Source organism: Mycolicibacterium mageritense (assembly GCF_010727475.1).
Classification (GTDB): Bacteria; Actinomycetota; Actinomycetes; order Mycobacteriales; family Mycobacteriaceae; genus Mycobacterium; species Mycobacterium mageritense.
The window spans coordinates 4,653,495-4,668,121 of sequence record NZ_AP022567.1 but is presented as its reverse complement, the minus strand read 5'-3'; the positions used below and the strand labels follow the sequence as shown (position 1 = coordinate 4,668,121).

Here is a 14,627-nt window from a genome sequence, read left to right as displayed (position 1 = left end):
CCGCTACTCCGCGCCGAGCGCGACGGTGCCGAGGTGGGTGAACTGAGCGCTCACCTGCTGGCCGGGACGGATGAACACCGCATCGGTCAGCCCACCGGTCAGCACCGTCCAGCCGGCCCGTAACACGACGCCACGACGGCCCAGCGCGTTCGCGGCCAACGCGAGGGCTTCGGCCGGGTGCCCCTGGACGGCCGCACCCGTGGCGGTGTCGACCACCGCCCCGTCGACCTGCAACACACACGCTTCCAGGGCCAGATCGAGTTCGGCCGGCCGTCGTTTGAGGCCACCGATGACGAACCGTGCCGAGGAGGCGTTGTCGGCGACGACGTCGGGCAGGGTGAACTTGAAATCGGTGTACCTGCTGTCGATCACCTCAAGCCCCGCATACACCGCATCGACCGATTCCATCGCCTGGGCGGCGGTGATCCCCGGTCCGCTCAGCTCCCTGCCGAGGACGAACACGATCTCGGGTTCGACCCGGGGGTGGATAAGCTCGGAGGTGTCGAGCGGCACTCCGAGCGGCAGGCTCATCGCGTCGGTCAGCCAGGCCGTCAGCGGCGAATCCACCCCCATCCGTAGCTGTTTCGCCCGTGAGGTGAGACCCAGTTTCATCCCGACGATGTGTTGCCCGGCCGCCACCTTGCGGGCGATCAGTTCGGCCTGCACGTCGTAGGCGGTGCTCAGGTCGAGACCCGGCCAGTCGGCGGTGATCGGGCCACGGTCGGCCCGGCTGGTCTCCGCATCGAGCAACACACCCGCGGCCTTCGAGACACTCCACTGCGTTGCGCTGGTCACGTCAGCACCTCCTCCGGACGAGCCGCGGCAAGCGACAACGCCACGTCGATGATCATGTCTTCCTGTCCGCCCACATAGCCGAGCTGGCCTACCCTGCTGAGAATCGCGTGGGCGGGAACGCCGTACTGTTCAGCCGCACGCTCGGCATGGAGCAGAAACGAGTTGTACACGCCGTACCGGCCCTGCACGATCGAATTCCGGTCGCACACAGGCAGTCTCGGAATGATCGGTCGCGCAATCTCCTCCGCGACCGCGAGGATGGCGTCCGCGTCGACCCCGGTCGGCACGTTCATCCTCTCGAACGCGGTGACCAGAATCTCGATGGGCGCATTGCCTGCACCGGCACCGAGCGCACACAGCGTTCCGTCGATCTGCCGCGCTCCGGCACGGTATCCGGCGATCGAGTTGGCCACTCCCAGAGACAGATTCTGGTGTGCGTGCACGCCCACCTGTGCATCGGCGCCGAGTTCGGCGACCAACGCCGCGACCCGGTCCGCGAGGTCGTCGGGCATCAGCGCACCCGCGGAGTCCACGACGTACACACACTGGCACCCGGCATCTGCCATGATTCGCGCCTGCCGCGCGAGCTGTTCGGGCGATGCGCGGTGCGAGAGCATGAGGAAACCGACTGTCTCCATCCCGAGTTCGCGCGCGGCGCCGAAGTGCTGAATGGACACATCCGCCTCGGTGCAGTGGGTGGCGATGCGGGCGATCGACGCGCCCGCGTCACACGCTGCGCGGAGATGGCGCACCGTGCCCAGCCCCGGCAGCAGCAGCACGGCGATCCGGGCCCTGGTCACCGTCTCGGCCGCGGCGCGGATCAACTCGAGCTCATCGGTGCCGCTGAAGCCGTAGTTGAACGACGAGCCGTCGAGCCCGTCTCCGTGGGTGACCTCGATGACCTCGACACCGGCAGCGTCCAGGCCTGCGGCCACCGCCCGGACCTGCGCCACCGAGAACTGATGCTTCACCGCATGACTGCCGTCACGAAGGGTGGTGTCGGTCAACCGAACCGGTGCGTTCATCGAGCTCCTACCTTCGAATCACCCTGACGGGCAGCGGAAATGAGTTCACCGACCCGCATGGCAGCCGCGGTCATGATGTCGAGATTGCCCGCCCATGGCGGCAGATAATCACCGTTGCCCCGGACTTCGAGGAAGATCGACACCCGCATGTTCTGGCGCCAGGCGCCCTGCGGATCCTCGAACTGAGGGTCGGCAACCAGCCGATAGCCGGGGACGTACCGCTGCACCGCCGCCACCATCTGGTGCACCGATTCGGTGATGGCGTCGCGATCCGAGTCCGGCGGTATCGCACAGAACACCGTGTCCCGCATGATCAACGGCGGCTCCACCGGATTGAGGATGATGATCGCCTTGCCGCGGCGGGCGCCCCCGACGCTCTGCAGCGCGCCCGCCGTGGTCTCGGTGAACTCGTCGATGTTGGCCCGGGTGCCCGGTCCGGCCGAGCGTGACGATATCGAGGCGACGATCTCCGCGTACGGGACGTCGACAACCCTGGAAACGGCGCGCACCATCGGAATGGTCGCCTGGCCCCCGCAGGTGATCATGTTGACGTTCTCGGCATCGAGGTTGAGGTCAAGATTGACCACCGGGCACAGCAGCGGGCCCACCGCCGCCGGGGTCAGATCGATGGCCGTGATCCCGGCTTCCGCATATCGAGGCGCGTTGGCGATGTGCGCGGCCGCCGAGGTTGCCTCGAACACCAGATCGGGAAGCTCGTCCCGGCCGAGCAGCCAGTCGACTCCGCCGGCCGAGGCCTCGACCCCGAGCTCTCGCGCCAGCGCGAGCCCGTCGGACGCCGGATCCACCCCCACCATGTACCGAACGTCGATGTTCTCGGCCCGCTTGAGTTTGAGCAGCAGGTCGGCGCCGATGTTTCCGGGGCCGACGATCGCGGCAGTGGTCATTGTCATCCTTCTCCGTCAGCAGCGAAACATGCGGTTACCGAGCCGATTCCGCTGAACGAGGCGGTGACCGTCGATCCTCCGGCGACCGGCACCGCGGTGGTCAGCGAACCGGGCAGGATCACCGAACCCGCCGCCAGGGTCACACCGAGTGGCCCCAGGGTGTTCGCCAGCCAGACGAGTGCGTTGATCGGGGAACCCAGCACCGCGGCGCCTGCTCCGGTGGTGACGGCCTGGCCGCCGGAGGACAGCACGCAGCCGGTCAGCCGTAGGTCGATGCCGCTCAGGGCAACCGGCCTCGATCCCAGTACCACACCGCCCGACGAGGCGTTGTCGGCAATGGTGTCCGGCAACGTGATTCGCCAGTCGCGGATCCGGGAATCGATGATCTCCAATGCGGGCAAAACGTACCCGACTGCGCGCAGCGCATCCACGACTGTGACACCGGGGCCGGACAGATCCCGATCCAAGACGAACGCGATCTCCGGTTCGACTTTCGGGCTGATGAAGGCGGCGGTATCGATCGGCATCGACTCCAGATGAAACATGTCGCCGAACAGGTGGCCGTAGTCCGGCTGATCGACGCCGAGTTGACGCTGCATCGCCGCCGACGTCAGGCCCACCTTGTGGCCTCTGATCACCCTGCCCTGGCTGACCCAGTGGTCGACCTGCTGCAGCTGCAGCTCGTATGCCCGCGCGACGGTGAGTTCGGGCTCGTTCTCGCTCGGCGGATCGACCGGTATCCGGGTGTCGTAGGCGTCCAGTAACGCCCTTGCGATCGGTGAACTGTGTTCAGGCATCTGCTGGGATATCTCCTTACTCGGCCGGCCTGTCACGCCGGGATCGCCGTGCAGTTCGGCGTCGTCGGTAGGCCGTTGAATCGGTCTGCAAGCCACTGCATCCCCTGCTCTCCGTCGACGAAGTAGGGCAGCAGGTTGTTGATCGCCAACTTGTTGAGGAACGGCGGCTGCTCGTTGGTCCAGAACTGGACGTCCGCGCCCTTCGCGCACCAGTCCAGCGCCAGCTGGCGTGCGCCGCCCCACGGTATGAACGGGTCGAACCGGTTCGAATCGATGAACACCGGGGCCGTGGGTTTCAGCGTGCCGATCCGCTGCTCGCTCAGGACGGTTCGCAACGGCTCGGAGTTGATCAGCTCGGCGACGTCGGCGGTGAAATACTGCTGGTAGTGCCGGAATCCGAACCTCATCACGGTCTCGCCGACGCATTCGTTCTGGGTCCGGGACAGCAGGTTCACCCCCTTGTCCGTCAACACACCGGTCAGCCCGGGAACCAGCTCGGGGTACGCCGCCCCGACGCCGTTGAGCAGATAGCCCAGCCCGCCGGCGAAGATGCTGCCGTCGGCGAACGGTGGTACCAGGGCGAGGTCGGCGGCGGGCGCACCGGCCCAGGCTCCGACGACCTTGAGCTCGGGGGCATACCGTGGCGCCAGTTCCACCGCCGACGCCGACGCGGTCCCGCCTTGGCCGTATCCCCAGAACGCCACCGGGCCACGAGGTTCGAGTGAGGTGTCCGGCAGTGCGAACACCGCCCGGGCCGCGTCGATGAGGGCGTGACCGGCATTGAGCCGCATGAACGACGGCGGGACGCCTGGTGTGCCGACCCCTTGATAGTCGGTGACCACGACGGCGAATCCCCGCGCGACCATCGTCGCGACGAACATCTCCTCGTACCCGAAGGTGAGGTCCAGTCCCCCGCCGTAGTGGATGCCCTGATTGAACAACCTCGACGGAGCGCACTGATCGCCGATTCCATAGACGCCGGTGGCAAATGCGACCAGGGGGCGCGGGCCACCGCCGGGCCACGGGTTGTCCGGTTCGAAGTAGGTACCGGTGACCGCGACCTGGCCGCCGCGATTGTCGGTGCTGCGGTACATGATCCGGGTTCCGGTCGCGACGTAGGCCCCGAGCTGTCCGGAGGGCTCCAGCACCAGGCGAGAAGGCTCGGAACGGATCAACTGCCCGGGCGCGCCGTCACCCAGCGGGTCCGGTGGGGTGTAGAACGCCTCGTACTGGCTTTCGTCGGCGTACGCGATCGGCAGGGCGGGGTTCGCCGACCACCCGAGGAGGCACAGCACCGCTGCCGCCATGACTTTCTTCGATGAAACTCTGGGGCGGGCCGAACATGGCCGAACAGCACGATGACACAGCGCCATCGGGTCTCCTCTTCGTTGAGTGTCCTGCAGAGCGCAGGCCGGACGGCCACGCCTGAATCAAGACAGCACCCGGTGGTGCTGACGCCGTGTCTGCCGCAACGATGGAACCGCCGAGTGCGAACCTCAGCCGGTGGTTGCGGCCAATCCGCTGGTGACCGAGGGCGCGGCGAGACTCCGCATACACACCTCACGACCGACGGTGCGCAATTGGAAACCCACCCGATCCTCGGGCTCCTCCCCGTACGCGATACGGGTGGTGGCCGAGTTGATCGCCGCGCCAAGGGGAGTCGGCCAGCCGCGCAGGGCATGCACGATGCTGCGCAGTGTCTGCAGCGTGGTGACCGCCGCCTGCCAACCGTATGCGGTCGTGACGCAGCCGACCGACCGGCCGGACAGGTACGGGCTCGCGTCCTCGCGCAAGTCCTCGATGTAGTCGAGTGCGTTCTTGACCAGCCCCGAGACGGACCCGTGGTACCCGGGCGAGGCGATGATCACCCCGTCGGCACGCCGCAGGGATTCGACCAACCGCACCGCCTCGTCGACGTTCTCCGACTCCGGGTCGTACATCGGCAGCCGCGCGAGGTCATCCCCGCCGAAGAGCTCGGTGCGCGCGCCTGCTGCCCTTGCCTCGTCCAGAGCGATCCGCAGCGCCGACTCCGTCGACGAGCCGCGCCGCAGTGTTCCGCCGAGCCCGACGATGTACGGTTGTGTCGCGGATTCCATCGTGGTACTCACACCATCCTCATCAATCCGTCATGGCCCCAGGCGAAACCTGGTTTGAGTGTGTAGTTCTCGGGCGTCCAGGTCTGCGGATCGACAGTCCGTGAACCCCAGCCGTATTCGAAATGCCAGCCGGACGGATTGCGGAAATAGAACGAGAACACCCGGTCGTTGTGATGGCGGCCGGTCGACGTACTGGTGATCCCCCGATCCAGACACACGTCGTAGCTGTGACCGACATCGTCCATGGTGACCGTCTCGAACATCACGTGCTGAATGCGCCGCGGTGCCCCGGGAATGTTCATGAACGCCAGCGAGTGATGCCGGGAATTGCAGTGCAGGAACACGGCGAACGGATCGGAGTTGGGTAGGTGGGCGAAGTCGGTGACCCCGAACTCCAATACCCGGCAGTAGAACTCGGCGGCGCCGTAGAGGTCGGCGGTGTAGAGCACGACGTGGCCCATCCCCAGTTCGCCGGTGTTGAAGCCCGCGAGATCCCTGGTCGGACGGAACGGCGGCCGGAACACCCGCTCGTGCCCCAGCACAAGTTCCATCCTCACCTGCGAGTACGGACAGGTGAAGTGGACGAAGTCCATGACGCGCCGGTCGGCCGCCTCGTCGGGCTTGCCCGCCGTCACGAGTACGCCGGCCTCCTCCAGACGCGCGGCGGCCGATTCGAGCGCTTCCCTCGATGCCATGTCCCAGCCGATGTATGCGACATCCTCGTCGTGACCGGCTCGCACCCCGATCCGGTGATGGCGATCGTCGGCGCGCACGTACAGCAGCTTGTCGTCGCTGTCGCCGGACACCTCCATTCCCAGCACATCGGATGCGTACTTCTTCCACGCCGGGACGTCACTCGACGTCCCGACCACATAACTCAATTGGGTGACTACAGCCATGGATGATCCTTCGGGAACGCTGTGGGCAAGACTCAGAAGACGGTTAGCTTGGGGTCGCGCTCCAGACCGAGCACCATACGGCCGTAGTGCTGGTAGTTGGCCCGGGTGAACGACACGTGGCTCGCCATCATGTGGATGTCGCGCCACTTCTGCTGCATGGGACTGCTGTCCCGAAAGCCGGAGGTTCCGCTGAGTTTGAACAACCGGTCGACCGCGTCGGTCAGCAGTTCGGCCACTCGGTCGTAGTCCCGCAGCGTGACGGCCCGGTCCGCGAGTTCCATGCGCCCGGGCACCCGCGCATCCGCGAGCACCCGCCCGACGGCCAGCTGAGCCAGCTCCAGGTCGGCCGCCGTGCGGGCGATCACTTCCTGCACGACTTCGGATGCCGCGGTGGCGCTCCGACCGCGCGCCCACTCGACAAAGTGGTCGTAGGCATCCAGAGCGGTGCCCACCATCGGGCCCAGGAACGTCAACCCGGCGTGCAGCGCCAGGGGCTGCCGGTAGAGCGGGCCTCGGTTCACTTCACTGCCCGGACCGTCGCCGGCGACCAGAGAAGCTGCGGCAAGCGCGAATTCATCCGGAACGAACACGTCGTCGATGACGATCGTCTTGCTCCCGGTCCCCCGCATGCCTGCCGCGTACCAGTCGTCGTCGATCGAATACTCACCCGGCCCGATCAGGAAGTGGTGATTCGCCGCGCGATCGCTCTCCTTGATCAGCCCGCTGACGATCACCCACGAGGAATGGTCGACCCCGCTGGCGAAGCCATGCCTGCCGGTCAGCCGATAACCTCCGTCGACCTTGCGCACCGTGGCCGCGGGCGCCAGCGATGCCGCGATACAGGTGTCGGGACCGTCCGACCACACCGCCTCCTGCGCGGCCTGCTGGAAAAACCCGACCATGTGTGCGTCATGGGGCAGCAACGCCGCACACCAGGCCGTGGACGCGCAGGCCCGGCCGAGCTCGACAGCGACCTCGTACATGGTGTCGAGCGTCAACTCGTCACCACCGAACCGTCGCGGCGCGAGCATGCGGCCGCCCAACCCGGCGTCGATGATCTCGGTGATCGACTCGGACGGCACGCGCCGCAGATCCTCGGTGCGGGTGGACCGCTCGCGGATCGCCGGCGCCAGGGCCCGGGCGCGCTCAACCAGAGCGGCGTGCAACTCGGCTTCCGAAGGTACTTGAAGTTCGGTGGCTACCATGGTTTTTCGTATCCTCTCAGCGGATCAGAACAGGACGCTCAGGTTCTTCGACTGCACGACGTTCTGATCGAGCAGAATGGTCCGGCGGGCGATCTTGAAGCCCGTGTCCACCACCCGCAACACATCGCGACGCTCCCCTGCCCAGATATCGGTTTCGGATTCGAGCCGATTGCGGTGGACGAGGAAGTTGGACCAGACGTCGTACTCGACGGCGTCACCGGAGACCTCGGACCGCGGCTGCACGATCACGTTCGTCACCAGATGCCGGCACCGGGACGGCGGGTCTTCTGCCCAGTGCGTGCCCGAGTGCATCTGGTTCACTCGCATCTGCAGTGACGAGTAGTCGTCGTAGAAATGCGCCATCTCGATACCCTCGGGAACCTCGTCCTGCCCGCGTTGGCGGCGAAGCCGGTTCCGGCGCACCGGCATCCAGTAGAGGATGTCCTCATCGAACAACTCCAGCCAGCTGGCCCATTGCCAATGGTCGAGCAGCTGCGCCTCGCGGTAGAGGAACTGTTCGACGCGGTATTGCAGCAGAACCTGCTCGAGCTCGCCGACCCCGGTGGGTTGAACCATCTCTCCGACGCTCATCGGGCACCCGCCACATCGCTCATGGCGACCGCGGGCACCGCGACACTGCGCTCCTCGGGTGGGATGACCGGCCAGGACTCGGTCGTCATGAACTCCAGCCAGCGTCGGTAGAAACCGCGTTGTCCGGCCTCGCCGAAGAACGAATCATGGTATTCACCGGGGAAGTCCAGGTTCTCCCGCTCGCTGCCCAGCCCCATCTCGTAGTTCCATGCCATTTTCCGGGCCTGGTAGCCCTGCTCGAGCACGCCGCCGATCATTCCCCAGTTCTCGCCGTCGTCGGTCTCGACGACACCGGCCGCACCCTCGGTGAACGATGCGGAAATCTGTTGGGCCCGACGGGCTTCCTCAGGGGCGTTTTTCTCGACGACGGTGAACGACCAGATCTCGAACTTCGTCGGCCCTTTCGGATGCCACACGCGGATGTTGGCCGAGCCGGGTAGGCCGGCGAAGTTCGGGAACGCGTTGAAGTTGGCCACCATGTCGGCGCGGTCGCCCACCCGCTCCCGCGCGATCCGCCGCTTGTTCTCGTTGTACTGTCCCAGCGGGTCGTCGGAGAACCGGGTGTGCCGCTCGAACAGGAAGCTCTCCCCGTGTCCTTCGCGCAGCGACACATGTGCGCCGTCCTTCGCGTCGAACCCGGGCCCGAAGGCCAGCAGCGAGGACAGGTGGCTGGTCGTCGCGTGGTAGGTGTCGCCGGCGAACTGCTCGGCGGCCAGTTTCCAGTTGGCGTTGATCGTCCACTTGATGGCGCCGGGCAGGATTTCGATCCCGCCCTCGGCATGGTCGACCCAGCCGTCGATGTAGAACTTCAGCGCGCCGAGGTACTCGTCGAGCGGTGGCGCCGCCGGGTCGAAGTTGCCGAAGATCAGTCCTTTGTAACTCGCGATCTGAGCGACTTGAACCAGGCCGTTGTCGCCGAGGGACAGCTTGTTGTCGTACGCGTCGTCGAGGTTCGGAACACCGACCAACTCGCCCGCACTGTCGTAGGTCCAGCCGTGGTAGGTACACATGAAGGACCGTGCATTTCCCTCTTCGGCCCGGCAGACCCGCATGCCCCGGTGCCGGCATACGTTCAGGAACGCCTTCACGCTGCCGTCGGGCTGCCGCGTCACGAGCACGGGATCTCCGCCCATGTAGGTGGCGAAGAAGTCGTGCGGCTTGGGGATCATGCTGTCGTGGGCGAGAAAGAGCCAGGATCGCCCGAAGATGCGCTCCTGCTCCAACCGGTAGATCTCGTCGCTGACGAAGATCTCGGGCCCGATCTTGCCTTCCTCCCAATTCACCAACGAGCGAAGATAGCCGGCATCAATGGCCACGATCATTTCCCTTCAGTTCACATTCGAGGACTGTTTGTTGAGCTAATCAGCATGCGAAATGCCAGTCGATGCAACCGTTCTGGACGCCGGAACGTCACTCAGCCGGTTACGTCCACGTACACCACGTCATCGATCACCTGGACCGAATAGGTCGCGAGCGGTTGGACCGCAGGCGGCGCGGTGACCGCGCCGGTGCGCACACAGAACTTGGCGAAATGCCAGCCACATTCGATCTGGCCGTTGTCGATGAAGCCCTCGTCGGCCAGCGACGACCTGTCGTGTGTACACCAGTCGGCGGTCGCGTAGAACGAGCCGTCGATGTTGTACACCGCGATCGGTGGATCGACATCGACCCGTTTCACGTTGCCCGGCGCCAGTTCTCCGACCGGACACACCCGGACCAGGTGTTCGGACTCTGCCATTGCCGTCATTGCCGATTCCTCCCTCACTGTTGCCCCGCGGGTGTCGCGACGTCGTCGATCGAGCGCAGATCGACGGCCGGGTCGGACAGCAAGGCCGGCTCCGGCCTGGCCCGCCGGTCGATCAGGCTCATCGCCATCCGGACCTCCCGCCGCTGGTTCACCCCGACGGCTCCGACCAACACACTGTCCCGCAGGTGAAATGCCGTGAATTGCATGGATTCCGGGCTGCCGCGCCATACGACCTGATCTTCCGGATGCAGCCGCCCGGCCACCTGGATGTTCGTCTGGCCCTGGTCCGACCAGAACCACGGCAGGTCGCGGTAGGGTTCCCGCCGTCCCACCATCGAACGCGCGGCGGCGATTCCCTGATTCTGTGCGTTTTGCCAGTGTTCCAACCGGATTCGTCCGGAGTCGTGGGTGCAGGGCGAGCTCGCCACGTCGCCCGCGGCGTACACACCGGGCACCGATGTCTCACAGAACTCGTCGACCACGATGCCGTTGTCGACATCGATTCCGGAATTGACCGCCACATCGACCGCCGGTGTCACCCCGACCCCGACGACCACCAGGTCAGCCTCGATGCCCGTCCCGTCGTCCATCGTGACGCGCCGTACCCGGTGGTCGCCTTCGACGGCGGCCACCCTGGCACCGGTCACCATGCGCACGCCCTGTTCGACGTGGAAGCGCGTCAGGCACCGCGCGATTCGCTCCGGCAGCACCCGGCCGAGCACCGCAGCGCTTCGTTCGAGCACGGTCACCTGGTTTCCGAGCTGCAGTGCCGATGCGGCCAGTTCGATGCCGATCAGCCCGCCCCCGAGGATCGCCACGGCAGCACCGGCCCGCATCCGGTCACGGATCGCCGCCGCGTCGTCGACGGTCCGCAGGAAGTGCACGCCGTCGAGATCCAACCCCGGGATCTCCGGACGGCGCGGCGTCGTACCGGTACACAACAACACCTTGTCGGCCTGGACCGACACTCCGTCGTGCAGCTCGACTCGGCGACCGTGCGTATCGATCCGCCGGGCCCGGGATCCGAGCAGGAGTTCGATGTCGTTGCGGGAATAGAAGTCCGACTTGTGGATCAACGTGTCGCCCGGATCCTTCGACCCGAGAATCACCTCTTTCGACAGCGGCGGCCGATCGTAGGGCAAGTGGTACTCGGCGCCGACGAGGATGATGCGGCCGTCGAATCCCTCGTTGCGCAACGCCTCTACCGCGCGGGCGCCGGCCAGACTGGCTCCGACGACCACGTAGGTGGGCGTCATCGGGGTGCTCCCGTCGAGACATGCGGTTTCGGAGCATCAGTCACGGTGGTGTCCCCACAAACTCGTGGCGTCATAGCTCGACACGCGCCACGTGGCGTCGTCGACCAATCGCCCGTCGTAGCCGTACTCGACCTCGGAGCCGGACGGATTCTTCATGAAGAAAGAGATCGCCAGGTCGTTGGTGTGCCGGCCCAGGGTTTCGGTGAGCTGAACCCCACCGGCGTCCACCACGTCGAGCGTCCGCCCGACGTCGTCGATGTCGGTGACCTCGAGCATGAAGTGGCCCAGGGCCGGCGCCAGGTTGCCGTTCTCGACGAACGCGAGACTGTGATGACGCGGATTCACGTGCGCGAAATGGACTTTGCGGCCGTGGAATTCGATGGTGTCAGTGAGGCGGAAGCCCAGCACGTCGAGGTAGAACCGCTTGGCGGCAGCGAGGTCGGTGACGAAGAAGAACACGTGCCCCATGCCGAGGTCACCGGTCACGAACCGGATACCTCTCGGCGAGACGAAGGGCCGCTTCGGCACCCGGGCACCGTAGGAGAACTCCAACCGGTGACCATCGGGATCGGTACACCGGATGAGAGCCTCGACCCGACGCTGGGCGGCACAGTCCGGGTCGTGGTGTATCTCTACACCCGCGTCCTGCAGGCGCCGGGCCAACCGGTCCAGTGCCGCACCGTTCGGCACTTCCCATCCGACGTAGGCCGCTCCGCCGGTATCGGCCTGGTGAATCGCCAAACGCCAGCCCCGCTCGTCACCGCGCAGCAGGATGGTCTGGTCGTCGCAATGCTCGTGCGCCGAGACGTCCTGCAGGCCGAGAATCTCGGTCCCGTATGTGCGCCAGGCATCCAGATCAGTGGCGCGGAGGCCCAGATATCCCAGTGCGACAACTTCATTCATGAATTTACCTTCCCGGCCCGCCCGCGTCAGTCGCGCGGTTCGGCCTCGGATATGCAGCTTTCGTGAACGCACCGGCCACGGGCAACGGCACCGATCCGTCTACCGGAACACTCGAAACATTCACGAGGAAAGGAATGCACGGACGGCGCGGGCGAAGTCCCACGGGCGTTCGAACGGCGGCCAATGCCCGCACTTGTTCAACACCACCAGATCCGCCGACGGCAGATGGCTCAGTAACTGCAGTGCCCCCTCCATGGGCACCATGCGGTCATGGCGTCCATGAACCACCAGCGTGGGCGCGACCACGGCCTGTAACGCGGCCAGATTGCTGCGCGCCACGATGGTCGAACGGGCCCAGGCTTCGGCGTGTTGCGGCTTGTCCACCCGCCATCGGTACATCTGCTCGACGAGGCCGTCATCGATCAACCCGGGATCGAAGACGAGACTGCGGAGCAATCTCGCGATGCGTTCGCGGTCCGGCGGTCGCGATTGGCATTCGTCGAACAGGCGTCCGACCTCGGTGGGTGCCGTAGCCAGCAGGTACGGGTCACCGCCGGTCGAGGCAGTACACCCGCCGACGATCAACCGTTCCACTCGTCCCGGTGCGGCGAGCGCCACACCGATCGCCACGGTTCCCCCGGTCGAGACACCAAGAGCGGTGACCGTGTCCAGCCCGAGTCGGTCCAGAATGCCGAGAGTGTTTCGCACATAGAGGTCGTGCACCGGCTCGTGGAACTCTCGCGGTCCGCTGCGCCCGAAGTTCGGGTAGTCCACGAGGATGCACCGATGACGCGCAGCCAGCTCTCCGAGAGTGCGATGGTAGGTCAGCCAGGCCGTCGTTCCGGGCAGCGGCCCGAACGCCTGCGGCATCACCAGCGGCGGACCGGCACCGACATCGTGATAGTGGACCGGATGCCCGCCGATCGCCACTGTGTGGCTACTGCCCTGCTCCGAGAACATCCGAGTGGTGGCCGTCAACTGATCGCCCCTCCGCCGATCCGCAGGTCGTCTCCCTGGTGCTCGGCCGAGACCGAAAGTGCCAGTCGTACCTGATGTTCGAGAACTTCGACCGGGACGGACGGCAGCGGTGGTGTACTCGCGGTCGACCGGGCAGGTGTCACGGGCAGGTGCACCATCCCGACCCGCGCGCCCGGGACGCGACACAGATGCCGGGCCAGGTAGAACACCTGGTTGCACAGATAGGTTCCGGCCGTGTTGGAGACGTAGCCGGCCAGCCCCGCACGCCGCCAACCGTCCACGATCGCCTTGACCGGCAACGTGCTCAGATAGGCGGAGGGACCGCCGTCGACCACCGGTTCGTCGATCGGAACCCGCTGCGCGGTATCGGGAATCGGAAAGTCCCGCACATTGACCGCGACGCGTTCCACCGCGGGTGCCGTGCGGCCGGGTGCGACGCCCGTCAGCACCACGACCGCAGGCTGGAGTGACTCGATGGCCTCGGCCAACACGTCGTGCACCAGTTCGGTGTCCACCGGCAGCACGCGGGCGGCTACGTCCAGGCCTGCGATCTGCTGTCCGTCCAACCGTTGCGCGATCAGACCGCTGGGATTGTCGCTCTCGGTTGCGTATGCGCCGAATCCGGTGACGAGCGCTCGGGTCATGCCGCGGTTCCGAGCGCGCAACGCGCCTGGAATACCTCGAATTCGGTGACGAAGTTCGCCGCCCGCTCCAACATGATCGATGACTGGGTCAGGCCCGGAGCGATGAACAACTGGGTGTCGGGTGCCTGCTTGTGCCAGATGAACGCGTCGTCCACCGGGTGGATAGCATCATCGAGGTCACCGCGGCAGATCAGGGTGGGGACGTCGATGTCCGCCAGATGCGGTCGCAGGGTGAAGTACTCCTGGAACTGTTCGGTGCTCCGGGTCTCGGCGTAGAACCGGACGGCATCGCGCCAGTCGTCCCCGTGCAGATCACTCCACTCGCGGGCCTGAGCACTCTCCGGGTCCACGGCCGTGAAAACCGAATTGAGCGAAGCGTTTCCGCTCTTGCTCAATCCGATGATCGGCGCGTCCACGGTCAGCGTCGCGACCCGTGCCCGGTTGTCGAGCACCATCCGCCCGGCGATCCGTGAGCCGAGCGACACACCGGCGAGATGGACGCGGTCCAAGCCGAGTGAGTCCAGCAGGCGCCAGAGGTCGGCCACCCACACCTGCGGGCGTTCCAACGGCGCCACCCGCGCACTGCGTCCCAGCCCGCGCAGATCCGGCACGATCACCCGGTACTTGGCCGCCAGTTGGGGAATCAGATCGCCGAACCATCGCCCCGACGCCGCGGCGCCGTGCACCAGTAGCAGTGGTTCTCCGCTCCCGTGATCCTCGTAGTAGAGATCAACGCCATCGACCGTCAATATCGCCATGCACCGTTTCCCTTCCGTGCTTCGAACA

Annotated in this window: 16 protein-coding genes; all 16 read right to left on the bottom strand. The window is 66.1% G+C overall.

All coding sequences use genetic code 11. The annotated features are described in order from the left end of the window. Window positions 1–3 precede the first annotated feature (3 nt). Complete coding sequence (locus G6N67_RS22430; protein ID WP_036428814.1) at window positions 4–795, bottom strand: 2-keto-4-pentenoate hydratase; 792 nt, start codon at window positions 793–795, stop codon at window positions 4–6. After that, window positions 792–1,820: a 4-hydroxy-2-oxovalerate aldolase gene (dmpG, locus tag G6N67_RS22425; protein ID WP_036428815.1), complete on the bottom strand. Its 1,029-nt coding sequence runs from the start codon at window positions 1,818–1,820 to the stop codon at window positions 792–794. The genes G6N67_RS22430 and dmpG overlap by 4 nt, the downstream gene beginning before the upstream one ends. Further along, complete coding sequence (locus G6N67_RS22420; protein WP_197747928.1) at window positions 1,817–2,731, bottom strand: acetaldehyde dehydrogenase (acetylating); 915 nt, start codon at window positions 2,729–2,731, stop codon at window positions 1,817–1,819. The genes dmpG and G6N67_RS22420 overlap by 4 nt, the downstream gene beginning before the upstream one ends. Next, on the bottom strand, window positions 2,728–3,522 hold the full coding sequence (locus G6N67_RS22415; protein ID WP_036428820.1) for a 2-keto-4-pentenoate hydratase: 795 nt from the start codon (window positions 3,520–3,522) through the stop codon (window positions 2,728–2,730). The genes G6N67_RS22420 and G6N67_RS22415 overlap by 4 nt, the downstream gene beginning before the upstream one ends. A 32-nt stretch (window positions 3,523–3,554) precedes the next feature. Next, on the bottom strand, window positions 3,555–4,829 hold the full coding sequence (locus G6N67_RS22410; RefSeq protein WP_081812394.1) for a lipase family protein: 1,275 nt from the start codon (window positions 4,827–4,829) through the stop codon (window positions 3,555–3,557). Window positions 4,830–5,018: 189 nt separating this feature from the next. After that, on the bottom strand, window positions 5,019–5,618 hold the full coding sequence (locus G6N67_RS22405; protein ID WP_036428825.1) for an NADPH-dependent FMN reductase: 600 nt from the start codon (window positions 5,616–5,618) through the stop codon (window positions 5,019–5,021). An 8-nt stretch (window positions 5,619–5,626) separates the two neighbouring features. Beyond that, window positions 5,627–6,517, bottom strand: a complete 891-nt coding sequence (locus G6N67_RS22400) for a VOC family protein (RefSeq protein ID WP_036428826.1) — start codon at window positions 6,515–6,517, stop codon at window positions 5,627–5,629. Window positions 6,518–6,549: 32 nt separating this feature from the next. Further along, window positions 6,550–7,722, bottom strand: a complete 1,173-nt coding sequence (locus G6N67_RS22395) for an acyl-CoA dehydrogenase family protein (protein ID WP_036428828.1) — start codon at window positions 7,720–7,722, stop codon at window positions 6,550–6,552. A gap of 24 nt (window positions 7,723–7,746) precedes the next feature. Next, window positions 7,747–8,298 (bottom strand): aromatic-ring-hydroxylating dioxygenase subunit beta, encoded by a 552-nt coding sequence (locus G6N67_RS22390; RefSeq protein WP_036434310.1) that lies wholly within the window; start codon window positions 8,296–8,298, stop codon window positions 7,747–7,749. Window positions 8,299–8,309: 11 nt separating this feature from the next. Beyond that, window positions 8,310–9,635: an aromatic ring-hydroxylating oxygenase subunit alpha gene (locus G6N67_RS22385; protein WP_036428829.1), complete on the bottom strand. Its 1,326-nt coding sequence runs from the start codon at window positions 9,633–9,635 to the stop codon at window positions 8,310–8,312. Between the two features lie 92 nt (window positions 9,636–9,727). Beyond that, window positions 9,728–10,060 carry a non-heme iron oxygenase ferredoxin subunit gene (locus tag G6N67_RS22380; protein ID WP_051578437.1) on the bottom strand — a complete coding sequence of 111 codons (333 nt, stop codon included), beginning with the start codon at window positions 10,058–10,060 and terminating at the stop codon, window positions 9,728–9,730. A 14-nt stretch (window positions 10,061–10,074) separates the two neighbouring features. Next, entirely contained in the window at window positions 10,075–11,316 is a 1,242-nt protein-coding gene (locus G6N67_RS22375; protein WP_036428831.1) for an NAD(P)/FAD-dependent oxidoreductase, read from the bottom strand. Window positions 11,317–11,352: 36 nt separating this feature from the next. After that, window positions 11,353–12,219, bottom strand: a complete 867-nt coding sequence (locus G6N67_RS22370) for a VOC family protein (protein ID WP_036428832.1) — start codon at window positions 12,217–12,219, stop codon at window positions 11,353–11,355. 120 nt (window positions 12,220–12,339) lie between these two features. Beyond that, window positions 12,340–13,197 carry an alpha/beta fold hydrolase gene (locus G6N67_RS22365; RefSeq protein ID WP_230022137.1) on the bottom strand — a complete coding sequence of 286 codons (858 nt, stop codon included), beginning with the start codon at window positions 13,195–13,197 and terminating at the stop codon, window positions 12,340–12,342. Next, on the bottom strand, window positions 13,194–13,841 hold the full coding sequence (locus tag G6N67_RS22360; protein ID WP_036428834.1) for a pyroglutamyl-peptidase I: 648 nt from the start codon (window positions 13,839–13,841) through the stop codon (window positions 13,194–13,196). Before G6N67_RS22360 ends, G6N67_RS22365 begins: the two co-directional genes overlap by 4 nt. Next, the gene (locus G6N67_RS22355; RefSeq protein ID WP_036428835.1) at window positions 13,838–14,599 is read right to left on the bottom strand and encodes an alpha/beta fold hydrolase; all 762 of its coding nucleotides are present in this window, start codon (window positions 14,597–14,599) and stop codon (window positions 13,838–13,840) included. Before G6N67_RS22355 ends, G6N67_RS22360 begins: the two co-directional genes overlap by 4 nt. Window positions 14,600–14,627 lie beyond the last annotated feature (28 nt).

Coding starts and splice junctions, on each gene's coding strand:
- G6N67_RS22355 (WP_036428835.1), bottom strand. CDS start 14,599: ATGGCGATATTGACGGTCGATGGCGTTGATCTCTACTACGAGGATCAC.
- G6N67_RS22375 (WP_036428831.1), bottom strand. CDS start 11,316: ATGACGCCCACCTACGTGGTCGTCGGAGCCAGTCTGGCCGGCGCCCGC.
- G6N67_RS22420 (WP_197747928.1), bottom strand. CDS start 2,731: ATGACAATGACCACTGCCGCGATCGTCGGCCCCGGAAACATCGGCGCC.
- G6N67_RS22395 (WP_036428828.1), bottom strand. CDS start 7,722: ATGGTAGCCACCGAACTTCAAGTACCTTCGGAAGCCGAGTTGCACGCC.
- G6N67_RS22385 (WP_036428829.1), bottom strand. CDS start 9,635: ATGATCGTGGCCATTGATGCCGGCTATCTTCGCTCGTTGGTGAATTGG.
- G6N67_RS22415 (WP_036428820.1), bottom strand. CDS start 3,522: ATGCCTGAACACAGTTCACCGATCGCAAGGGCGTTACTGGACGCCTAC.
- G6N67_RS22410 (WP_081812394.1), bottom strand. CDS start 4,829: ATGGCGGCAGCGGTGCTGTGCCTCCTCGGGTGGTCGGCGAACCCCGCC.
- G6N67_RS22380 (WP_051578437.1), bottom strand. CDS start 10,060: ATGACGGCAATGGCAGAGTCCGAACACCTGGTCCGGGTGTGTCCGGTC.
- G6N67_RS22405 (WP_036428825.1), bottom strand. CDS start 5,618: ATGGAATCCGCGACACAACCGTACATCGTCGGGCTCGGCGGAACACTG.
- G6N67_RS22400 (WP_036428826.1), bottom strand. CDS start 6,517: ATGGCTGTAGTCACCCAATTGAGTTATGTGGTCGGGACGTCGAGTGAC.
- G6N67_RS22390 (WP_036434310.1), bottom strand. CDS start 8,298: ATGGTTCAACCCACCGGGGTCGGCGAGCTCGAGCAGGTTCTGCTGCAA.
- G6N67_RS22360 (WP_036428834.1), bottom strand. CDS start 13,841: ATGACCCGAGCGCTCGTCACCGGATTCGGCGCATACGCAACCGAGAGC.
- dmpG (WP_036428815.1), bottom strand. CDS start 1,820: ATGAACGCACCGGTTCGGTTGACCGACACCACCCTTCGTGACGGCAGT.
- G6N67_RS22370 (WP_036428832.1), bottom strand. CDS start 12,219: ATGAATGAAGTTGTCGCACTGGGATATCTGGGCCTCCGCGCCACTGAT.